Annotated in this window: 17 protein-coding genes; 3 read left to right on the top strand and 14 right to left on the bottom strand. The window is 38.3% G+C overall.

What is annotated here, in order from left to right:
* The first annotated feature begins 126 nt into the window (after positions 1-126).
* Complete coding sequence (locus tag J7E57_RS11490; RefSeq protein ID WP_215130529.1) at positions 127-1,032, top strand: TIGR01777 family oxidoreductase; 906 nt, start codon at positions 127-129, stop codon at positions 1,030-1,032.
* 244 nt (positions 1,033-1,276) lie between these two features.
* Positions 1,277-2,578 carry a cryptochrome/photolyase family protein gene (locus J7E57_RS11495; RefSeq protein ID WP_215130531.1) on the top strand — a complete coding sequence of 434 codons (1,302 nt, stop codon included), beginning with the start codon at positions 1,277-1,279 and terminating at the stop codon, positions 2,576-2,578.
* Here the strand turns inward: J7E57_RS11495 and J7E57_RS11500 are convergent.
* The 8 genes from J7E57_RS11500 to J7E57_RS11535 form a co-directional block, all read right to left on the bottom strand.
* The gene (locus J7E57_RS11500) at positions 2,568-3,437 is read right to left on the bottom strand and encodes an FKBP-type peptidyl-prolyl cis-trans isomerase (protein ID WP_215130533.1); all 870 of its coding nucleotides are present in this window, start codon (positions 3,435-3,437) and stop codon (positions 2,568-2,570) included. The two genes, J7E57_RS11495 and J7E57_RS11500, sit on opposite strands and share 11 nt — an antisense overlap.
* Positions 3,438-3,440: 3 nt before the next feature.
* Positions 3,441-3,926: an FKBP-type peptidyl-prolyl cis-trans isomerase gene (locus J7E57_RS11505; RefSeq protein ID WP_215130535.1), complete on the bottom strand. Its 486-nt coding sequence runs from the start codon at positions 3,924-3,926 to the stop codon at positions 3,441-3,443.
* Positions 3,927-4,065: 139 nt separating this feature from the next.
* Complete coding sequence (locus J7E57_RS11510) at positions 4,066-4,512, bottom strand: FKBP-type peptidyl-prolyl cis-trans isomerase (protein WP_215130536.1); 447 nt, start codon at positions 4,510-4,512, stop codon at positions 4,066-4,068.
* 328 nt (positions 4,513-4,840) lie between these two features.
* The gene (locus J7E57_RS11515; RefSeq protein ID WP_215130538.1) at positions 4,841-6,634 is read right to left on the bottom strand and encodes an acyl-CoA dehydrogenase family protein; all 1,794 of its coding nucleotides are present in this window, start codon (positions 6,632-6,634) and stop codon (positions 4,841-4,843) included.
* Between the two features lie 186 nt (positions 6,635-6,820).
* Positions 6,821-7,174 carry a four helix bundle protein gene (locus tag J7E57_RS11520; RefSeq protein ID WP_215130540.1) on the bottom strand — a complete coding sequence of 118 codons (354 nt, stop codon included), beginning with the start codon at positions 7,172-7,174 and terminating at the stop codon, positions 6,821-6,823.
* A 107-nt stretch (positions 7,175-7,281) separates the two neighbouring features.
* The gene (locus tag J7E57_RS11525) at positions 7,282-8,457 is read right to left on the bottom strand and encodes an acetyl-CoA C-acyltransferase (RefSeq protein WP_086547852.1); all 1,176 of its coding nucleotides are present in this window, start codon (positions 8,455-8,457) and stop codon (positions 7,282-7,284) included.
* A gap of 135 nt (positions 8,458-8,592) precedes the next feature.
* Positions 8,593-10,998 carry a 3-hydroxyacyl-CoA dehydrogenase/enoyl-CoA hydratase family protein gene (locus tag J7E57_RS11530; RefSeq protein WP_215130542.1) on the bottom strand — a complete coding sequence of 802 codons (2,406 nt, stop codon included), beginning with the start codon at positions 10,996-10,998 and terminating at the stop codon, positions 8,593-8,595.
* Positions 10,999-11,074: 76 nt separating this feature from the next.
* Complete coding sequence (locus J7E57_RS11535) at positions 11,075-11,509, bottom strand: MarR family winged helix-turn-helix transcriptional regulator (protein WP_029277114.1); 435 nt, start codon at positions 11,507-11,509, stop codon at positions 11,075-11,077.
* A gap of 110 nt (positions 11,510-11,619) precedes the next feature.
* Here J7E57_RS11535 and J7E57_RS11540 point away from each other — a divergent pair, with 110 nt between their 5' ends.
* Positions 11,620-12,597, top strand: coding sequence for a hypothetical protein (locus J7E57_RS11540; RefSeq protein WP_215130544.1), 978 nt, complete (start codon positions 11,620-11,622; stop codon positions 12,595-12,597).
* 66 nt (positions 12,598-12,663) lie between these two features.
* Here J7E57_RS11540 and J7E57_RS11545 read toward each other — a convergent pair whose 3' ends face one another.
* The 6 genes from J7E57_RS11545 to J7E57_RS11570 all read right to left on the bottom strand — a co-directional run bounded on the left by J7E57_RS11545 (position 12,664) and on the right by J7E57_RS11570 (position 23,699).
* Complete coding sequence (locus tag J7E57_RS11545) at positions 12,664-13,986, bottom strand: OmpA family protein (RefSeq protein WP_215130546.1); 1,323 nt, start codon at positions 13,984-13,986, stop codon at positions 12,664-12,666.
* A 404-nt stretch (positions 13,987-14,390) separates the two neighbouring features.
* Positions 14,391-16,100: a DUF885 family protein gene (locus J7E57_RS11550; RefSeq protein WP_215130548.1), complete on the bottom strand. Its 1,710-nt coding sequence runs from the start codon at positions 16,098-16,100 to the stop codon at positions 14,391-14,393.
* Between the two features lie 116 nt (positions 16,101-16,216).
* On the bottom strand, positions 16,217-18,553 hold the full coding sequence (locus J7E57_RS11555) for a GAF domain-containing protein (RefSeq protein WP_215130550.1): 2,337 nt from the start codon (positions 18,551-18,553) through the stop codon (positions 16,217-16,219).
* Positions 18,554-18,635: 82 nt separating this feature from the next.
* Positions 18,636-20,357: a gamma-glutamyltransferase gene (ggt, locus tag J7E57_RS11560; protein ID WP_215130552.1), complete on the bottom strand. Its 1,722-nt coding sequence runs from the start codon at positions 20,355-20,357 to the stop codon at positions 18,636-18,638.
* Between the two features lie 95 nt (positions 20,358-20,452).
* Positions 20,453-21,874 carry a TlpA family protein disulfide reductase gene (locus J7E57_RS11565; protein ID WP_215130554.1) on the bottom strand — a complete coding sequence of 474 codons (1,422 nt, stop codon included), beginning with the start codon at positions 21,872-21,874 and terminating at the stop codon, positions 20,453-20,455.
* A 55-nt stretch (positions 21,875-21,929) separates the two neighbouring features.
* Complete coding sequence (locus tag J7E57_RS11570) at positions 21,930-23,699, bottom strand: AMP-dependent synthetase/ligase (RefSeq protein ID WP_215130556.1); 1,770 nt, start codon at positions 23,697-23,699, stop codon at positions 21,930-21,932.
* Positions 23,700-23,949 lie beyond the last annotated feature (250 nt).

A 23,949-nucleotide genomic window follows, 5' to 3' on the forward strand; every position in this document is an offset into this window, starting at 1 on the left:
ATTTTTCTTCTTCATCAAACCCCTAAATAATTCTTTACAAATAGGTAACAAAAGAATTAGAACTGAATTAATACCGTTTTAAATGAAGCCATAAAAACCCTTTTGTATCTTTACTGTTTTAAAAAGATGGCTAAGAAGATTCTGATTACCGGGGCTACAGGACTTGTGGGTACTGAGCTGAAAAAACATTTACTAAGCAAAGGTTATGAGGTGAACACACTTTCGAGAAAGAAAGGCAAAAATCCGAATAATTTTGTGTGGGATGTTTACAAAGGAACTATTGATGCTGATTGTTTGAATGGTGTAGATGCCATTATCCATTTAGCGGGAGAACCTGTGGCCGATAAAAAATGGACCAACGAACGCAAAAAACAGATCATCGATAGCCGTGTAAAATCAACAGAATTACTCTTTAAAACCATTAAATCAAAACCCGACAATCAGCTAAAATCGTTTATTTCTGCTTCGGCAGTTGGTTTTTATGGCGATTGTGGTGATGAAATTTTAACCGAAGAAAGTCCAAACGGTTACGGATTTTTAGCCGAATGCTGTAAACTTTGGGAAGATGCTGTAGACCAAGGTAAAAAGCTAAGCCTCAGAATTGTAAAACTCCGTACCGGAATCGTTTTAAGCAATCATGGCGGCGCCTTACCGCAACTCGATAAACCTGTTAAGTTATTTGTAGGAGCAGCTTTAGGTGCAGGTAAACAATGGACTCCCTGGCTGCATATTGATGATATGGTAGAAATGTACATCGAAGCCATCGAAAATCTTAAAATGGAGAATTGTTATAATGCCTGTGCTCCTTTTCCAGTCACCAATAAGGCGCTAACCAAAGCCATCGCTAAACAGCTGCATCGTCCTCTTTGGCCGATCAAGGTTCCGAAAAAGGCATTGGAATTGTTATTGGGAGAGCGGGTAGAAGCTGTTTTAATGAGCAACAATACCTCTGCACAAAAAATTTTAGATGCAGGATTCAAATTTAAATTCACGCATTTGGAAGATGCTTTGAAGGAGCTTTACAGGGTCTAACTAGTTAACTCTGCAAATGGTCGTCATCCTGTCTCGATTTTACATCGGGATCAGGATCTTACCAGTATACTTGTGCTAAAAGATGTAGCTGTCTCATAATATAGATTGTCATCCTGAGCCTGTCGAAGGGCTAGATTAAATAGCCTTTGCAGAGCGTTTCGACAAGCTCAACGTGACAATGCGGATCGAATTTAACTTTTTGATACAGCCTCATGCGTAAAAAATCAATCAATTTATATTTTCCATGACCTCAATATCCATTCTCTGGTTTCGCCGCGATTTACGTTTAGCAGATAATGCTGCTTTATATCATGCCCTTAAAGGTGACTATCCTGTTCTTCCGTTTTTCATTTTTGATCAGTATATATTAGATAAAGTTCCAAAAAACGATGCTCGTGTAACTTTTATTCATCAAACCATTGATGATTTAAAGAAAGACCTTCAGCAGCAAGGATCTGATTTACTGGTAAAATATGGTAAACCCGAAGAAATATGGCCTGAAGTTTTAAAGGAATATGATGTTAAGGGCGTATATACCAATCATGACTACGAACCTTATGCCCGCGAACGTGATGATAACATGGCCGAATTTTTAACCAGTGAGAAAATCGCCTTCAGAACGTATAAGGATCAGGTTATTTTTGAAAAAAACGAAATCCTAAAAGCAGACAAAACACCTTACACTGTTTTTACGCCTTTTTACAAACAATGGCATGCCAAGCTTAACGATTTTTATGTGAAGGCTTATCCTACTAAAAAATACTTCAAAAATTTACTTAAAACTGAGCATTTGCCTGGTGTAACGTTAAAAGAGATGGGCTTTGAAAGAAGCAAACTGGATTTCCCGAAAATCAGCTATAAAAACAAACTCGATGATTATGCAAAAGAACGTGATTTCCCTGCGCTTGATGGCACCACACATATCGGACTGTATTTGCGTTTTGGAACATTAAGCATTCGGAAAGCAGTTAAAGATGCATTGGAAGCGAAATCGAACGTCTGGCTCTCAGAATTGGCATGGCGAGAGTTTTATATGACCATTCTTTGGCATTTCCCCTACTCGGCTTTCGATTCTTTTAAAAAACAATACGATAAAATTAAATGGCGCAACAACGAAGATGAGTTTAAGGCTTGGTGCGAAGGCAATACGGGCTACCCCATTGTAGACGCTGGCATGAGGCAGCTCAACCAAACCGGCTGGATGCACAATCGTGTACGCATGATTGTGGGCAGTTTTTTAACCAAACATTTACTCATCGATTGGCGCTGGGGAGAGGCTTATTTTGCCGAAAAGTTATTGGACTACGAAATGGCAAGCAATGTAGGAGGCTGGCAATGGGCCGCCGGATCAGGAAACGATGCCGCACCATACTTTAGGGTTTTTAATCCTGAACTCCAGACTAAAAAATTCGACCCCAGGTTCGACTATATTAAAAAGTGGGTACCAGAATTTGGGACAAAAAAATATGCCCAACCAATAGTTGAGCATACCTTTGCAAGAGAAAGGGTTTTAAAAGTTTTTAAAGAGGCTTTATCTAATTCGTAACCTTTACAATTTCAATATCGAAATCTAAAGGAGATACCCCGTTAGCTAAATCAGCAGGGATAATCAAACGAAGCTTTCCCCCAGCTGTTACTTTTCCTGGCAATATTAACTGCCACCCTTTATATAAATTACTCAAAACATCAGTAAAAGTTCCATCGGTACTACTTTGTAAAACAGTTCCATCTAAATAGCGCACGGTGTAATTAGCAACTATTGTAGAGTTCACATTAATTACGTCTGTTCCCGTTCCAGGGGTGGTAATACTATATCGCGCTCTGGAAGGATCTTTAATCAGTGTTAAATTATTATTAGTAACGAATTTATTGATCTCAAACTCGTCTATTTCATGTCTTTTCGCTCCAGCATATATCCCTAAATCAATAAGGATATTTTCATTTGATCCAATATTTAAAAAACTTACGCCATTCCTGCCAAAAGCCATGCTAGAAGGCATAATTAAAGTTGCTTTGCCACCTCTTTTCAATTTGGTTAACACTTCTCTAATAGGTGTAAATACATACGATACGTTATTAATGGTAAATCGATCTGTATAACCCAAAAAGGTTCCTGGAATCATTAAATCAGATGTTTGATTTAGCACCTGCCCGGATAAGGTTTTAAAAGTATATGAATAATAAACCGAATCTTGGTTTGCAACACTTGCACCAGAACCTACGTCGGTGAGTTTATAATAATAGCCTTTTGTATCTTTAGTGAAGGTAAGATTATTCTTTTTAAGATAAGCCTGGATAGCGGCATCATCTACACTTTCAATAGACTCATATTCTTTTTTACACGAGCTGAAGATTGTAGTAGCCAGTAAAAGTGCGAATAGGCTAAGTTTAGTAAATTTGTTCATTTATTATTGTACGTCTGTAAGTGTTATAGTAAAATCAAGTATTGAATTTGCCGGGACCAAAGATGATGGTGATTGCGTCCCATAAGCGTAATAAGAAGGTATTATCAATCTGATCTTACCACCTTTTTGTATTTTTTGAATCCCAATTTGCCATCCTACAATAACGTTACCAAGTAGAAACGAGGTTGGGGTTCCTTTGGTACTATCGAAAATAGTTCCGCTTAATAATCTTCCTTCATAATCTGAAGTGATTTTTGTAGATGCTGCATACACCACACTTCCCGTTCCTGGTTCTAATACCTGATAAAATATACCACTGGCATCTTTCGTAGCCGAGATATTATTAGTCTTAACAAAAGCACTTATTGCAGCAGTATCGGCCTTAAATTGTGGAGTAGGGTCGTAATCATCAACCGGCACATTTTTCTTACAGGCTGCTAAGCACCCTGCAAAGCAGATCATGAGTATAAAATATTTAAACTTAACCATCAATCGCAAAAATAAGCTTTTAATACGGATGCTACAATTTTTAACCTATTTTAACAATTTTAAGGAGCTTAAAGGTAAAAGCAAAAAGACTAAAGCGGCATTTTGATTTGAATTTAGTCTTTTATCCCTAGTCTTACGCTTATTGTGTATTAGACAGCTGTATGGTAAAATCTAATACAGAGTTACCAGGGATCGGGCCTACCGAACTGCTTCCATAACCCAAACCCGGTGGAACGATTAATCTTATTTCTCCACCTTTTTGTATTTTAGGGATACCGATTCTCCACCCAGATATTAGTTCGGCAAGATTGAAGGTCTGCTCTTTGCCATCACCATTATCAAATACACTTCCGTCTAATAACCTACCTTCATATTTAATGGTTATTTTAGTATTGTTGGGATAAGTGAACGATCCCGAACCAGGTTTAATGATCTGATAATATAAGCCAGAATCGTCTCTAACTGCGTTAATATTATTTTGTTTGATGAAATCGGTAATTTGTTTTTCAGGGTCTTCATCTTTTTTACAAGAAGAAACCGCAACTATACATAAAAAGAGTACGCTAAGAAATCTAAATTTAATCATAGCACGAAAATATGATTTTAATACTATAACCCTAAATTTAGATCAGTTTAAATATTGGACGCAAGGCTTAGCTATTATCGGTTACAGCGGTGATTGAAGATGCTTCGTGCCTATCGATGACAGATTCCATAAGAGTGATCGTCATTCTCGCGCAAGCGGGAATCTTAAAGCTTATTGCATTAAGATTCCCAATCGAGTTGGGAATGACGACTCCTCTTATCCTATATCACTAAAAATTCCACGTCATTTATACTAATTTTTATGAATAAGTTTAAGGCATGAGTATCCACCCAGGCCCAAACGCTAAACCCTCTACCCTAAACCTACCTTAAAAAATATACTTATTTGCCTCAATAAGCTGTTGGGCAACTCTTTGACGGGCATCTTTAACATTAAATGGTTCTACTTTAGTAAAACGGCGTAAACCAACAAGCATCATACGTTGCTCATCACCTTCGGCAAATGCCCAAAGCGCTTCTTTACCCGCTTTGGCTATACCATCAACCGCTTCTACCAAATAAATCCTTAATAGATCTAATTGACCCGCAATGGCTTCTTCTCCGCGGGTGCTTGCTAATTTTTCTGTTCTCAACAGTGCAGATTCAAGCACATAAACATAACTGGCCATATCTGCAATGTTCATTAAAATTTCCTGCTCTTTGCTTAAGGTCATCATTAATTTTTGAACCGCAGCACCAGCCACCATTAAAGTTGCTTTTTTCAAATTCGAGAGCACTTTTTTCTCTGCAGCAAACAAGGTGGTATCTTCTTCACCAAAATCAGGGATGCTCATTAATTCGGCTGCAACTGCTGTAGCTGGTGTCATTAAATCCAGTTCACCCTTCATGGCGCGTTTCAGCATCATATCAACGGTTAACAAACGGTTAATTTCGTTTGTACCTTCAAAAATCCGGTTGATACGTGCATCACGGTACGCCCTATCCATTGGCGCATCGGCACTAAAGCCCATGCCACCGTAAATCTGCACACCTTCATCCACAGTATAATCTAAAGCTTCAGAACCCCATACTTTTAAAATGGCACACTCTACCGCAAATTGCTCTACAGATTTTAACCTCGCTTTACCAGATTCCATTCCGCCCGCAACCAGTTGATCGTAAGTATCATCAATATTCTGACCTGCACGGTAGTTCGCCGCATCAACAGCGTAAAGTTTGGCGGCGATTTCTGCAATTTTAAAACGGATAGCGCCATATTTAGAAATCGGGCGACCAAACTGGATCCGCTCATTCGAATAATTAATCGCAGTATTTAAAGTTGCTTTTGAAGCACCAATAGCTGCCGCCGATAATTTAATACGGCCAATATTTAAAATGTTAACTGCTATTTTGAAACCGTTTTCTCTATCGCTCAACATGTTCTCAACCGGCACCGGACAATCGTTAAAGAAAACTTGGCGGGTTGAAGATCCTTTAATACCCATTTTATGTTCTTCAGGATTCATGGTTATGCCCCCGAAATCCTTCTCCACAATAAATGCAGTTAAGTTTTTATCATCGTCAATTTTAGCGAAAACGATAAAAATATCAGCAAAACCACCATTTGTAATCCACATTTTCTGTCCTGTGATGATGTAGTGTTTACCATCGTCGCTCAGCGTGGCTTTGGTTTTACCAGAGTTTGCATCCGAACCTGAGTTTGGCTCGGTTAAGCAATAAGCAGCCTTCCATTCACCCGAACCGAGTTTAGGAATATACTTTGCTTTTTGCGCTTCGTTACCATAATATAAGATTGGTAACGTACCAATTCCGGTATGAGCTGAAAGCGCAACAGCGAAAGAGTGTCCTGCACCTACTACATCTGCAACCAGCATAGAAGTGTTAAAGTTTTTGCCGAAACCTCCGTACTCTTCCGGTACCGAAACACCAAGAATACCCAGTTCGCCAGCTTTGGTTAAAAGTGTTGGCATTAACTCAGGATCTTCCTGTTTGTCAATTTTATCTAAATTGGGATAAACCTCAGCCGCCAGAAAATCGCGACAGGTTTGTGCAATCATCTGCTGCTCTTCATCAAATTCTTCAGGGATAAATACTTCCTGATAAGTGGTATCCTTAATTAAGAATTCACCGCCTTTAATTGTCTTTTTTTCAGTTGTTTCCATTGTTTTAGTATCTAGTAGCGAGTATTAGGTATCAAGACAAAGCTTAACACTAGATATCACTAAATTTTAATATTAGGCAGCTATTATCAGGCATCAAAACTGTGTTCAAAAACTTGATATCGCTTTATTATTTTTTCTATTATTTCTTTTATTCAATCTGGGCACTTTATACTCAAACCTTAATGCTTATACTTTGATACTTCTATCCAAAGCATAAACCATTTTTTGAATCTCAGTAGTTTTCTCAATCAAATCGGCTGATAATTCATCATCTAGTAATTCAAGTCGGTTTGAAATAATCAATTGTGTCTCTAACTCAAAAGCTGAACCTTGGCTTATGTTCAAAAAATATTTGAATTGAGCACCACCTCCTCTACCAGAACCCTCAGCTATATTTGAAGAAATTGATACCGAACATCTTTTCATTTGTGAAATCAATCCAAATCTTTCTTCATTCGGCAAGAGTGATGTCGCTTTATAAACTTCAACAGCTAAGTCGATTGATTTTTGCCAAACTTTTAGTTCTTTAAAATTATGCATATGCTTTAGTATTAAATTATGAATACAAATATGTCTGGGATGATTTTATAAACCTGGTTACACTTATTATTCAATCTCGATACTTGATACCCACATCTTGATACTAATTACAACAACTCAAATATCCCTGCGGCACCTTGCCCGGTTCCTACGCACATGGTTACCATTCCGTACTTTTTATTTTGTCTTTTTAGTTCATTCATGATCTGTACGGTAAGTTTTGCTCCTGTACAACCCAGCGGATGCCCTAATGCAATTGCACCACCATTTACATTAATTACATCAGGATTTAAATCTAATGTTCTGATTACGGCTAACGATTGTGAGGCAAAAGCTTCGTTCAGTTCGATTAAATCGATATCCTCTTTTTTCAAACCGGCTTGTTTCAACGCTTTTGGAATTGCCTCAATTGGGCCAATCCCCATAATGCGTGGCGGAACACCCGCAATACCATAACTCACCAACCTGGCAATCGGTTCTGCGTTTAATTCTTTCATTTTCTTTTCAGAAACCACCAAAACAAAGGCTGCACCATCAGATGTTTGCGATGAATTACCCGCGGTTACACTTCCAACCGCATCAAATACAGGCTTCAGTTTCGCCAATTTGTCTAGAGTAGTATCTGCACGTGGACCCTCATCGGTATCAACCACGTAAGAACGTGTTTTCTTTTTAAGATTGGCATCGAGGTAATTTTCGTTTACTGTGATTGGCAGAATACCGTCTTTTAAATGACCGTTTTTTATAGCGTGAATAGCTTTTTCATGAGATTTTAACGAAAAAGCATCTTGATCTTCACGGCTCACATTATATTCTTTAGCTACTGCTTCGGCGGTTAAGCCCATGCCCCAATACCAGTCTGGATTGTTTTTTGCAACTTCTGCATTTGGTACAAGCTTCCAACCTCCAAAAGGCATTCCACTCATAACCTCTACCCCACCAGCAATAATACAATCGGCCATGCCAGCCTTAATTTTGGCAACTGCTGTAGCAATGGTATCTAAACCTGATGCACAATAGCGGTTTACCGTAACACCAGGAACTTTATCAGTATCCAAACCCATTAGCGAAATCATACGGCCAATATTTAAGCCTTGCTCTGCTTCTGGAGTAGCGTTACCCACAATTACATCATCAATCTGTTCGTTATCTAAATTCGGAACCGATGCCACTAAAGCCCTGATTACTTCTGCGGCTAAATCATCAGCTCTTGTAAAACGGAATACGCCACGGGGTGCTTTGCCCACTGCTGTACGATATCCGGCTATAATATATGCTTCCATTTTTATTTAGTATCTAGTAGCGAGTATCAAGACCCAAGACTCAATCCCGCATTATTTTATTTTTTATTTTATCTAAAAACAGCTATTCGACAATCGTATCTTGATACTTGATACTCAAATCTTGATTCCCTATTTCTAATTCCTCAACGGTTTCCCCTTCGTAATAATACTCTGAATCCGCTCTAAAGATTTTCGCTCACCTGCAAGTGATAAAAATGCTTCTCTTTCCAGATCCAATAAATATTGCTCTGTTACTTCTGTCGGAGCCGATAAGTCACCTCCACACATCACATAACCTAATTTTTCGGATATTTTTTTATCGTGTTCAGAAATGAAATGCCCCGCATACATGCTATTTGCACCAGCATAAACAATTCCTAAACCTTGCTTTCCTAATACTTTAATATCGTTCCGTTGCACTGGCTTCGTATAACCGGCATCGGCCAATTCTATTGCTTTAGCTTTTGCATCGGCCAATAAGCGGTTCCGGTTCATCGAGATCGAGAATTTATCCTTTTGCAGATAGCCCAGTTCGTAAGCCTCGTAACCAGAAGTAGAAACTTTCGCCATTCCGATGGTTAAGAAACGATCTTTCAAAGCATTTTGCACAATCTGATCATCTTTATACTCATCAGAAGCACGCAAAGCAAATTCTTTTGTTCCGCCGCCACCAGGGATAACGCCAACACCAAACTCAACCAAACCCATATAAGTTTCGGCAGAAAGCTGAACGTGATCGGCATGTAAACTAAATTCGCAGCCACCACCCAGGGTTAAATTATGTGGGGCAACCACAACCGGAATAGAAGAATAACGGATGCGCATCGAAGTATTCTGGAACATTCTGATCGCCATATTCAATTCATCCCACTCCTGCTCTACCGCCATCATAAAAATCATACCCACATTTGCCCCGGCAGAGAAGTTTGCACCATCATTGCCGATTACTAAACCACGGTAATCTTTCTCGGCCATATCAATCGCTTTGTTTATTCCAGAGATCACATCACCGCCAATGGTATTCATTTTGGTGTGGAATTCTACATTCAGAATGCCGTCGCCCAGATCGATAATCGAAACGCCTGAGTTTTTCCAAAGGGTTTTATTTTCGCGGAGGTTATCCAAGATGATGAACTCATCGGTTCCCGGTAAGGCTTTATAACTTTTAGAAGGAATATCGTAATATTTTTTAACGCCGTTTTCTACTTTATAGAATGAAGTATTTCCGGCATCGAGCATTTCATGTACCCAAGCCGCAGCTTTATTGCCATATTGTTCCATTCCTTCGATGGCTTCTTTTACGCCAACTGCATCCCAAAGTTCGAAGGGGCCAAGCTCCCAACCGAAACCTGCACGCATTGCATCATCGATACGGTACAATTCGTCAGAAATTTCAGGAATTCTATCTGATACATATTCAAATAAACCAAATGAAGAATGACGGAACAACTCGCCTGCCTTATCTTTTCCTTTGGCAAAAATCTTCATACGCTCACGAAGATTTTCAACCGGCTTAGTCATTTCTAAGGTAGCCGATTTTACTTTTTGCTGTGGTTTGTATTCTAAAGTTTTTAAATCAAGCGCCAGGATTTCGGTTTTACCATCGGCAGATTTGGTTTTTTTATAGAAACCCTGTTTGGTTTTATCGCCAAGCCATTTGTTCTCTTCCATTTTTTGCACGTATGCTGGAAGTTTAAACAAATCGTGTGCTTTATCATCCGGACAGTTATCATAAAGTCCTTTTGCTACTTTGATCATGGTATCTAAACCCACCACATCCGAAGTACGGAAAGTAGCCGATTTTGGTCTACCCAAGGCTGGTCCGGTAAATTTATCAACCTCTTCTACTGTCAGATCCAGTTTTTCAACTAAATGCAAAAGTGCCATGATGGAATAAACACCTACACGATTGGCAATAAAAGCTGGGGTATCTTTACATAAAACAGTTGTTTTTCCTAAAAACTTATCGCCATAATGCATCAGAAAATCAACAATTTCAGGTTGCGTATGTGGTGTAGGGATAACCTCCAACAATTTTAAATAGCGGGGCGGATTAAAAAAGTGTGTACCGCAAAAATGCGATTTAAAATCATCGCTCCTTCCTTCAGCCATTAAGTGGATTGGAATGCCAGAAGTATTCGAAGTAATCAATGTGCCTGGTTTACGGAACTGTTCTACCTGCTCGAAAACTTTTTTCTTGATATCAAGATTTTCGACTACAACTTCAATAACCCAATCGTAACCGGCAATTTTCGGCATATCATCGTCGAAATTCCCAGTTTTGATCTTATTTAATGCTTTTTTGCTATAAACTGGCGATGGATTGGTTTTTACGGCCGTTTGCAAAGCTGTATTAACAATCCGGTTTTTTACAACTGGGTTATCCAGTGTTAATCCTTTTGCCTGCTCTTCGGGACTTAGCTCTTTGGGGGCTATATCTAACAACAAAACCTCTACACCAATGTTGGCGAAGTGGCATGCAATACGCGACCCCATAATACCCGAACCTAAAACTGCAACTTTATTAATGCTTCGTTTCATTATCTATTTGCTTTTCATTAGTCTGATAGAATCATTTATGTAGCAACCTACCAAACAGATTTGATTGTTATATTTGTTAATCAACAGTATAGGCTACCGTGATATCATTTAGTTTTATCAATAGGTTAATAAAAGTCTCTTTCTCCTTTTTAGAGAAATGCTCATCGAGATATTCATTAAATTTTCGAACAACACCTTTGGCCAATTGTTTTTTCTCTTTACCGAAATCAGTTAGAAAAACCTTTACCGATCGTTTATCACCTGCGGATGTTTCACGGTAAATAAGGTTGGCCTCTTCCATATTATTTAACATACGGGATAAACTGGTTGCTTTAACCCCAAGTAAGCCAGCCAAATTTGAAACCGCAGTTCCCTCGGCATCATCTATATTTATAAGCATATAACCAATGGCCTGGGTAATCCCAAAACCAGATGCCATTTGATTGTACTTATTAAACATATTTTGCCAGGCAAACTTAACGTGGTAATCTATGGTTTGTTGTTGTTTCATTTTTGCTAATTTATTATGCTTGCATAACAAAGCTAATGAATGTATTTTGTTAATGCAATAGAAAAATTCAAAATATTTGTCAAATTTTTCTTATCATAGTCATACACAAAATGAAAACACTTAATATGTTAAAAGTTAGAGGAATTCTCCTGTTTAGCCTATTTATTTTATGGGCTGCAATTTGTAAGAGTCAGGTATCTTATTTCGGAGCTGCTCTTTTAAACAGTCAAAAATTAGAGATATTTAAAAAAACAACAACCTTGTTTACTTTACAGTATGCGGATTATGCTGAATTGGAAAAATTTGATTGGGCCATCAAAAAAAACTGGACGATTACACCCTATAAAATTATTAAGCCCGAAGAACTTGCCCGCTACGACACAGTAGCAAATTATTCTTTTTTTTATTTCGATGGTTATGCAGAGAAGTTAGACAGTACAACCAATGTAAATGTGGTTTATGCATTAAAATTAATAACGCCATCTAAAAAACCCAAGGTGAAGGAAGAAAGTATACTTGCAACGGTTACACTTTTTGCTGATCGGAACACCAATCTGCTGATTGAAACACAAGATCAGCAGTATGGATCAAAAAGGAGTATAAAAAACAATATTTTATCAAATCTTTATAACAAGTCTAATCTCCTCAATTGGTCGCCAGGATTTTTAACGGGTTATTTAAAACAGATTAATGATGGATTGCTTGCGAGTGAAAACTGTAGTATAGATTACCAATTCTACAATAAGGTGCGTTTACCAGAATTAGCAAAGGAAACGCTGTACGTACCCGAATATATTAAGCAGGTGTTTTCTTCAAGATTAGCACTTTTACCACCATCAGGTATAATTGCTGAACCTTATAACTACAAACTCAAATTTGTATCATACAAAGTGCTCGATAGTTTAATTCTGAACAAAGCCGCTAATATTAAATATGTGGTTTACACACAACGATCTAATGATAAAATAATCAGTGTTTATGATAGCAAAGACGATAAAATCATTTACCAGCGTTTTTATCCGCAATTATCAAATTTTGAAATGAATGATTTAAGTGAGATCAAAAAGGTAATTACATCAATTAAATAGAAAATGGCTCTAAAACAAAAAGTCCTGATGAAAATCAGGACTTTTTGTTAATATGATTAAAACAGACTAGTAAAGGGTAAACTCTACACGACGGTTTTGCTGACGGCCTTTTGCTGTTTTGTTGGTAGCAATTGGCTGACCCATGCCATAACCTGTAGCCTCAATACGTGATGCATTTGCACCTTGAGAAACTAAATAAGCTTTTACAGATTCTGCTCTATCTTTCGATAAACGCAAGTTTAATTCTTTTGAACCTGTATTATCTGTATGACCAGCTAATTTTAAGCTAAAATTTTTCTGAATCAACAATGCAGCAACTCTATTTAAAGAAGCATAAGATTTAGAACGGATGGTAGCTTTACCTAAATCGAACTCTAAGTTTTTAATCGCTTCGTTAACTACTTTACGATCTTCTTCTGTTACGATTACTTTTTCTATAACTTTTTCAGGAGTTTTTAACGGACAACCAGAACCATCAACAACAGTACCAGCTGGTGTATCAGGGCATTTGTCTAATTTATCTGCAACACCATCGCCATCTGTATCTTTCAAGATGTCGTTCATTTCCGAACGTAGTTTTGCATTTTCAGCTTTTTGAGCATCTAAATCAGATTTCAAACCTTCTGCAGTTTGTTTTGCTTTTAAAGCTTCATCGTACGTTAAAGCTACCGGATTATGGAAAGCCAATTGTTTTCCGGTACCTAATGCAAACTCTAAACCAGCATAAGCATAATTGTATTTATCGTTTCCGTTTTTGTAGTAACCATCTAAGTTATCACCATCAACAAAGTTGATTGTCCAACCTAAATCTAAATTAACCGCATCAGAAATTTTAAATTTAGCACCTAATCCCACAGGGATAATTAATTCGTTGATGTTATCGCCACCACCAAATTCTGAAGTTCCCGCTGCAGTAGTAATTGTAGGTTTGTAAGCTGCAATACCAGCTCCGGCAGAAGCATAAAGCTGTAAGGTATTCTCTTTTTTAAACATATCGATATTGAACATGTTTACAACAGCGTTTAAACTTCCAGAATAAGATAACTCTGTATCAAATGCTTTTACTGGAGAGTTGTTTACCAAACCGCTTTCATAAGGCTCGGTATTATCTCCCTTTAATTTACCACGAACTCCATCTAAACGAAGTGAGAAATAAGGTGTAAATTGTTTTTTAATGTAAAGGCCATAACCTAAACTTGATTTGTTATTACTGAAATCATTTTTCCCACCTAATGGTGATAATGGAGTAAGTACACCAGCGTTTACACCGATAGACCATGTTCTGAACGTTGTTGTGGAAGTTGCAGGACTTTCTTGAGCTGAAGCAACCGACCCGATGAGTAAACCAGCGAGTGCAACCGGGAGTGTTTTAAATAGTTGTAGTTTCATAAATTTTCTTTTAACGTTGAATAAGCGTTGGCACTCGTATTGCAATAGCCATACCAAAAATACAAGCATGTAAAAATACTTATCAACTTTTCAACACTAATCGCCAATGCAACACAAGGGCAAAACTAAAAAATAAGTTATAAATAGTAAACGCATGGCTTTTAATCCGCTTCACCTTATTGATCTTCCAAAATCAAAATCTTTAGTTTCGGACTTTAGCACCCCTATTTCCTGTTGACATTTTACGAGTGCGGGTAATTGTCAGTACCCTTCTTGTTAAAATAGATCAATGCCAATTTATCAGGCGGGGTAAGTCGCTCCTGCAAATTATGGGTAAATAGTTTTTACTCCTTTTTTTGATCATCTATTGCCTCATGCCGTAACACATCCTCCAAAATTGTATACTATTTGATATCGCCGGCAAATTTCCATCGGGTATTGAAATTTTCGGGCAATTGCTGGTTGGTTAGCAAGGCCCTTACCATTTCTACAGGCATGTTGTTTTCGTGCAATACACGATTGTGAAACTGAATATTGGTCATTTTACCACTTTGTACCAGCTCTTTGTGCAATGCCCTGAACTGTAATCCACCTAACATGTACCCAATTTGGTATAATGGCCCATAACCTCCTGTAAACGATCTACGCACCTCTGCTTCTGCGTTAGCACGCTCAAAACCAACACGATCTACCAAAAAATCGATACACTGCTGAGGTGTCCATTTGCCTAAATGGTAGTTCATTGAAAAAATGATACGCGCGCAACGGTGCATGCGCCAAAAAAGCATTCCAATTTTATCTTCCGGAGATTTTGCAAAATTCTGGTCCCACAGCAACATCTCCCAATAAAGCGACCAGCCTTCCGTCCAGAAAGGTGTACCAAATACTTTGCGATAAGGCTTGTAGCGGCTTTGTATAAAATACTGAAGGTTGTGCCCGGGAATAAGCTCATGAAAAACTACAGCTCTGGAAAAATGCCTGTTATTGCCACGCAAGGTCATCATTTTGGCATCCTCGGTCATGTCTTCTGTTGGATAAGCAATTAATACGGATTCGCCACCCAGAAAAAACGGTGCAAATAATTGTTCCTTCGGACTTAGCATGCGCATGCGCCAGCCTTCTTTAGCCAGGGCTGGAATGGCGATGAGTTTATTTTTCTCTACAAAGTCTATGGCTTCATTAGCCAGTTCATAAACCAGTTCAGGCTGTTTCCCCAATTCAGGATAATCTGTTTTTACTTTTTCAAGTGCTTTTTTCCATTCGTTACCAAAGCCCATTTGTTGCGAGGCTTTAAGCATTTCGGCATCACACCAGGCAAATTCTCTCATGGCAATGGCCTCAATCTGCTCAGGGGTATAAGCAATCATCTCATCCTTTAAGCTGCTTAATAAAGCTGTTCTTCCTATCGGATTGCCAATAATGCCACTTCCATCGTCTTTGGCATTTGACGGTTTAGCTATTTTACCCAGTGCGGCAGCATAATCCTTCGCGGCATCTACTACATCAGGATAAACTGCTTTGGTGGCTTTGGTGAATTGCGGATCGTAGCCATCATAAAACTTATAAGCTTCGGTAAATACAGCCAGATATTGATTAACGGTTTCCTGCGCCCAAGAAGCCTGTACTGGCGTAACTGCCAAGTCTTTGTTTTCTACTACTTTTGTGGTTTTCTGAATAGCTTCTTTCAGTTGTTCGAATTGTTCTTTGGTAATTTTACCATCTTGTTGCTGGCCAATTCTTCGCTTTGCTTCAAAATCCAACAGTATTTTGGCAAAAGGCAAAGTAAAAATGTTGCTTCTAAATTCGGTGTAGTGCTGTTGCAAACTTGCCGAATCTGATCGGATATCGCGTTTAAGCAAAATATAATCTACCCTTTCATTTACAGTTAGCTTGTTAAAAGGCAATGCCTTTAATTGTTTTTGACATTCAGCATAAAAGCGTTCCATCCGCTTAAAGTATTCTTCCGATCGCTTGAGCGTATATTTACGGTTTAACATGGTCTCGTCTGATTGGTATTGATTAATCAGTGGACTCACCAGACTGGCTTCATTAGTTTGAGCGTGTAACTGTACTGTAACTGCTAGAAATAAAAACAGCGAAAATAGTTTGCGCATAGCGATTGGGGCATGTTTGATTAGCTAACGCAATATAGCTAAACCGCTAAATATTTGCAGGGGGTGCCTGTGTAACTTATTGAAGATATTAGACTAAGCAAGTCCAAATTAAATGTTTAAAAAATAGTTAAGCGCAATGCCTTTAATCCACTTAGCCCCTGTAAATCTTCCAAATCAAGATCTTCAGTTTCAGGTTTCAATACGCCAGTTTCCTGCAGATATTTCACAAAGGGCAGGTAATCGTCAATATCTCTTTTATTGAAATAGATCAGTGCCAGTTTATCGGGCTGCGTAAGGCGCTCCTGCGAATTGCGAATAAGTATCTTATCAATCCTTTTTTTGATCATCTGATACCTGATATTATAAGCGCCTTCTACATCGAACTTCCGCTCGTCGATCCTAAAACTAATGTCTATTGGATGGTTATGGATAAAGATAAGTTGTGTGGTGGCCAACTTAACGGCCAGATCGGGCTGGAGCCGCTGAACCATTTTGGCAATCTCAGCCATTGATGATAGTTGCCATAACCGTAGATTTTTAAGATGGAAGTGATTAAAAATCCGATCAGGTGCGATAGACTGCCCGATATAGATATCGTATTCAACACCATCTGTCCTGAATTTCTCGAAATAACAGGGATAAGAATCTTGCAGTTTTTTGCGTTCACTTTCAAAATAATTGTTAATGGCTGTATTAATCAGCTGCATAGATGTTTCCAGCGCCTGACGGTGTTTATACACTTCGCCATGAGGCGCCGAAATGCGGTCGAGGTATTTACCGATTACCTTTTGGGTATCAGGATGCGATTGGGAGATGAGCTTTAGGTAATCGCTGGTTTCTTCTTTAAGGAAAATATTGAGGTTGTTTTCATCAGTTGTGTTCAACTCGTCCTCCTGCAAAATATCACTCCACTTGTTGCAGTTAAAAATGATCTCCACCAGCAAAGCATCGCTATAAGTTTTGCTCAGCTCTTCCAGCGTTTCACGAAACAGGCTCAGGTGCAGGCTCAGATCGGCCTTACTGGCTACATTGCGTTCAGTAGTAGAATTCCTAATATCTATTGCGCCATAAAAGGGGTAAACGTCTGCAAAACTAATATCCTCATTACGCTGTGGCAAATTCCTTTTCTTATTGTAAAGGTGATGCCAGGCAGCTTCATTAAACTTCCATTGTACAGCAGGTTGGATAGAGGTATATTTTTCTTTGATGATGTTTTCAATCTCAAGATTAAACTCATCGATATAGACCTGTAAGAGTTGAGCAATGGGCGCTAAAACGGGCTCCAATAAAGTAATTTTCTTTTCATCGAAAGTTTCTCCAACCCAGGTGTGCATGCCTAGTACACCTACCAATATCTGGTTGTGAAATACAGGTAGGAGCGCCATCGATTTTACATTTAGTTCCCTAAACCTGTCTAACCAAGGAAACATCTCTTTGCTTTCGGCCCAGATATCGGGCGAGTAAAAGGAATTCGGATTTGCAGCGTAACCTTCGGCAATCTGCCGAAAAGCTTCGGGACTTAAAGTTTCTTCACCCCATACCGAAAACAACAGACCGCTTCCGCCCTTTACATACCCATAAACCATTTTGTTGTTTACCCTTACGAAGGGAAAAAGATCGAACTGGATATTGGCATTTTGCACCAGCACTTTAAGCGATTGTATCACCTCTCCATAAGCGACACCCTCACTGCCTGGCACACTGCTCAATCTTATACTTTTAATATTTTCTACCGCCTGCTTGGCAGTAACATCGGTAATGGTAAGCACCGAAATACCTCTAAGCTCAAAAAGAGTTAGTGGCAGCACCTGCTGTAACTTATCCAATCCAGATTCTTCACTCAAATATAGTTGTAACTCCCGGTAGCTAAGATCGGGCAATGGCTGCTTAGCCTTAACTTCGATAAAACTGGCATTTACACCGATATGGAAGTAACCTGGCAAGCCAGTATCAGCATTGATGCCTGAATGGTATTTTTCTTTTAAAGGCACATGAAATGCATATAATTCGCTAAGAATGAAGGAATAGATAAAATGCAGGCGATCATGCTGATGTTGCTCAAGCGTTTTTGACCCGACAAAACTATTCTGATCTTTTTCTTCATGTTCAAGCAGTTCGTACATCAGCTCCGTCCCATAAAAAGTAATGGGCTGCATTGGTGCACAAAGCCCCCAAGCCTGATGATTTTCTGTTAAAAGTGCTTGCGAAAGACAGGCATACATATGTTCCAGCAGTAATTCGTGCTGATAAATATCTTCGATAGCGATAACCTGTTCATCAATTCCCTGTTTTTTAAATTCTTTTAAGGCATTGCTATAAAGGGTAGATTTTACAGTCCGTTCTTCTTTAATTTTTCGCTGCAGATATTTGATAAAAGGGCCAAAAGAGATAGCCGAATCTACCTGGGGTAAATCTGGGTAATTTCGGGCAAGATTAAATATGCGCTTTTTCATCTCTTTAAACTTTAAACCATACAACTAATTGAATTGCAAAAGATTGGCTAGTGCTAAGATAAAAAATAGATGTGAGAAATTGCTACCAGCCAATGGCCTTATCATCTCCCCTTGGGTCGGCACCGCCCTGATAATTGCCCCATTTAGTTTTTAAGATGGCATCAACCCTGCCGATCGTACCTCTCAGTACAATTTTATAGCCTTTTGCTTTTAATTTTCCGAGGGTTAAACTATCGATGGCATCTTTTTCGATATACACTTCATCTGGTAACCATTGGTGATGAAACTTTTTAGCAGCTACCGCCGACTGCATCGACATATCAAAATCGATTACATTTATAATGGTTTGAAATACGGATGTGATAATGGTTGAGCCACCTGGAGTACCCACCACCATAAACAATTTTCCATCTTTCTCTACAATACTCGGTGTCATAGAGCTTAACATTCGTTTATTGGGTGCAATTGCATTGGCTTCGCCACCAACTAAACCGTACATGTTAGGTGCGCCAGGTTTAACAGAAAAGTCGTCCATTTCGTTATTCAACAGAAACCCGGCTCCTTTTACAGCAACTAACGATCCGTAAGAACCATTTAAGGTAGTGGTAATCGAAACGGCATTTCCATCGCGGTCTACAATAGAGAAATGTGTGGTCTCTTCGTGCTCTGCCCCTTTTATTTCACCGGCCAGAACAGCGCTACTTGGTGTTGCTGCTGCCCAGTTAAAGTTCGACATGCGTTTTTTATTATAATCTGCGCTCAACATTTGCTGTTGTGGAACAGTATAAAAATCAGGGTCGCCTAAATGTGTTGCCCGATCGGCATACACTCTTTTTTCGGCTTCTACAATTACCTGAACTGTAGAGTCTGCATTATGCCCCCACTTTTTTAATGGAAAATTTTCTACACTTTGCAGCAATTGAATCAGGGCAATACCTCCACTTGAAGTTGGCGGCATGGTAATAATTTTATAGCCTCTATAGTTGCCTGTTATGGGTTTACGCCAGGTAGCGTGATAATTTTTTAAATCTTCTTTTGTAATAAGTCCATGGCCTCGTTGCATTTCAGCCACAAGCGAGTCGGCCACAGCGCCTTCATAAAAACCTGCCCTACCTTTTTCCTGGATCAGCTTTAGCGTATTGCCAAGCTCTTTTTGAACCAGAAGATCATTTTCCTGCCAGGTACTTTCTAAATTTACGAAGGCCGTTCCATCAGGATTAAAATCCATAAACTTTCTATGCAAACCATTCAATTCGCTTGCCTGCCGCTTAGTCATTTTAAAACCATCTTGTGCCAAATTTATTGCTGGTTGCAACACCTGTGCCCAAGAAAGCTTTCCATATTTTTTGTGTGCCTCTACCATACCATCTACAGACCCTGGTACGCCAGCGGCTAAATGCCCGTATAAACTTTTATCTACAATTGGATTGCCGGCCGAATCGAGATACATATCTCTACTGGCCCCCGCAGCTGCTTTTTCTCTAAAATCTAAGGCATTTATTTCGCCGTTTGCACCGCGGTACACCATAAAACCGCCTCCACCAATATTCCCCGCGTTTGGATAAACCACAGCAAGTGCAAACTGAACAGCAACAGCTGCATCAACCGCATTCCCGCCCTTTTTTAAAATATCTATACCTACCTGCGATGCTTCCGGATGGGCAGAAACTACCATGCCATTTTTATATTCACCGCTGTTGTTTTTACCCAATTGTCCGGTTACGCAACCAGCCAATAACAGCACAACACTTAGGTATATTAACGATTTTTTAAAGTTATTGAGTGGCTTTATAGTTTTCTGCATTTTTATATATTTTTTCTATTACTTCGTTGTTTTTCTTGGTAATCACTTTTCTTTTCAAACTTAACTTTCGGATAGGAAATACTTGTTTCTAAGGGTTATAAATACTTACTAATCTGCGCATATAATTTTTCTTTATCACTTGGCCTTAAAGCATCAGCAACAACTAATTTACCATTTTTAATAATTAAATAACGCGGTATTCCATAGCTCCCATCTTTTCCCAGTTTATCACTCAAATCTTTTCTCAAGGCTTGATTAGCACGAACATGATTGCCAGAAAGTTTAAAGTATTTTATCATCTCTTTCCATTGCTGTGCTGCATCATCTTTATCTATGGAGATAAAAAGCATCTCAACCTGTTTTGCTTTGATAAATTTCTCCAGGTCTTTACTATATTCAAATTCTTGTTTACATGGCCCACACCAGGTTGCCCAAATATCAACAAATACCGTTTTGTCTTTAAATTGGCCAATTAAACTATCCAGGTTGTTAAATTTATCGTAGTTAGCCAATATTTTTTGCCCGGGTTCAAAATCGTTTTTCACCTTATTATGGTAGGCTATAATTTCATTGACCGTTGGTTGCAAATATGGCGTAAAATCACTTTTAGGATAACTGGCTTTAAATGAATTGAACAAATCAACCAATACTTTCTGATACCTGGCCTGTAACATTTCCTCATATAGAAAAGTTGCCAGCAAAAACTCTTTCATTTTGCCTGTATAATTATCTCCGAAGGTTTTATATATACTTTTAAGCCAAATGTCCTCATCTCTTTTAGGCAATTGAGTTCCTTTTTTTAGCGGGATGTAATAATTGAGGTAAGTACTTACGTAATATTTGGCATGGTAGTAAAAATCTGGGTAAAAAGCATCCTGAAGATTGTTCATGGAATACTTTTTATAGGCATCTGCCCACATTTTATCCAAATCGTTATTTATTTTTTGCTTTGCACTAAAAACGACCATGGGGATAGCGGCTTGCAAAATGATCTGTTCGGTTGAAAAGTATCTTTTTATTTCGTTATAAAAGTTTGCCGAAATCTTTTGTTTCAAAAATAGATCTGTGTAAGGTTTTAGTGCTTCATTCTGATCATTTTCGAGCAATTGATACAAACCAGCTGTAGTGCTATCTTTCTTATAATAATCTCTGGCTCTGTATTGATAAAACTCGGCATTCCTCTTGTTAAAAAGCAACATCCCCTCCTTATTTTTATCGCTCTGCACCAAAATGCCATTATCGAAAACTAAATGCGTAGTACCTGGCTCTATTAATACTGTATTATTGTTAATTCTTAACCAAGCAAGTTTATTAATCTTTAAAGAATAGTTTACTGTACTATCATCGCCAAATTTAATCTCTTTTTTGGCGGGATAAAACCATGTATCATCCACGGGAATTTGGATAATTACCGTATTATTTTTAGCATTTAAACTTTTGATATTAAGTTTTGCTTCTTGCGCAAAAGAATTTATTGCACTTGTAATTAGTAAAATAAATAAAATTATCCTTTTCATAGTTTCGGCTGTTATTAAGGCTATTTTTTTCACCAATCCTTATTTTGAAATCTTTCTATGGTTTATAACCTTCTGCATCTTTATATATTTTTTCGATTACTTCGCTGTTTTTTTCGGTAATCACTTTTCTTTTAAAACTTAATTTTGGGGTTAGCTCTCCGCCATCAATACTCCACTCTTTAGGTAACAGTGCAAATCTTTTTACCTGTTCCCATTTACCAAAACCCACATTTGCAGCTTCGATAACTTCGTTATATTTAGTGAGCACCTGTTCATTTTTAATAATTTCTTCGTTCGAGGTAAAAGTAATACCTTTTCTGCCTGTCCAGGTTTTTAAGGTTTCGAAATTCGGAACGATCAGTGCAGAAGGGAATTTTCTATTTTCGCCCAAAACCATAATCTGTTCGATAAAAATCGACTCTTTATATTTATTCTCCAGCATTTGTGGGGCAACGTATTTACCGCCTGCTGTTTTAAACATTTCTTTTTTACGGTCTGTAATTTTTAAAAAGCGACCATTAACCAGTTCTCCAATATCTCCGGTATGGAACCATCCCTCTTTATCCACCGCCTCATCGGTTAAATCAGGTCGGTTGTAATAACCTTTCATTACCTGGTGCCCTCTGGTTAAAACTTCACCATCCTGCGCTATTTTAATTTCCACCCCTTTAATTACTTCACCAACGGTACCGAACATGGTTCCGCCGAAATGATTAACGGTAATTACCGGTGAGGTTTCTGTTAGTCCATATCCTTCAAAAACAGGCATACCTGCAGCCCAGAAAATTCTGGCCAAACGCGGATTTAGCGCCGCTCCGCCCGATACAATCACTACAATTTCGCCGCCCAGTGCTTCCTGCCACTTTTTAAAAACCAGTTTACGGGCAATCCCCAGTTTGAAGTTATACCAGGCCCCCGCATCAATTGTATACTTTTCGGCCAAAGCTACCGACCAGAAGAAAATACCTTTTTTAATTCCTGTTAATGCTTTCCCCTTCTCCATTATCTTATCGTACACTTTTTCGAGAAGCCTTGGAACGGTAGAGAATACATTGGGTTTTACATGCTGTATATCGGCTACAATGGTTTCCATACTTTCGGCATAATAAACTCCTGTATAATTAAACAGATATAAATAAATGATCATCCGCTCGAAAATATGCGAAAGCGGCAAAAAGCTTAACCCTTTTTTAACGCCTTCGGGGATCACCACAGCCGAGTTAACAAAATTTGCTACCAGGTTATCATGCGTTAGCATTACGCCTTTTGGCGTACCTGTAGTGCCAGATGTATAAATTAGGGTCAATATATCTTCGGGTGCAACTTTGGCCCGATATTCTTCTAAATCAATATCTGTACTCGCTTTCCCCAATTCAATTAACGTATTCCAGTTTTCAGCTTCAGTAATTTCGTTAAAACTATAAATCTTGATAGCCGGGTTTATTGCATCGGCACAAGGCTTAATTTTTTTATATAAATCTTCATCGGCTACAAAAACAATGGTGATTTCTGCATCTTTTAAAATAAACTGGATGTCGTGCTCCGCTAAGGTTGGATATAAGGGAATCTGATAGGCCCCGATCTGGTTGGCTGCAAAATCGGCAATATTCCATTCAGGCCGGTTATGCGACATTACAGCAACCCTGCCTCCTTTGCCTATCCCTTGTTTAATTAATCCTCGGCTTAAGTTATCTACAGCAGTACAAAAATCGGTTGTACTATAATTTATCCATTTTCCATTAATTTTTCCGCTGATGAATTCTTGCTTAGGATTTTCGAGGCTATATTTCAAAAGATCAAAAACCCGTTTAATTTCTGCCGCCATATGAATTGTTTATTATTTGGTTAAGTTAAAAAATCAAACATAAAGATTAACATCTATATGCCTTTTTAATAAAAATAATACCTCGTAGTTAATAAAACGCTGTATTTACTTTTCGTAAAAAATATTTAAATAAACTTAGTGATTACAAAATTACTATGCAAGCATTGTTTTTTATCCTTATGGATTTTTACCAAAAAAACAGAAACGGCATTAAAGTTGTTAGGCTGATAATTATTTACAAAACATTTAA

Source organism: Pedobacter sp. ISL-64, from assembly GCF_018613605.1.
Taxonomy (GTDB): Bacteria; Bacteroidota; Bacteroidia; order Sphingobacteriales; family Sphingobacteriaceae; genus Pedobacter.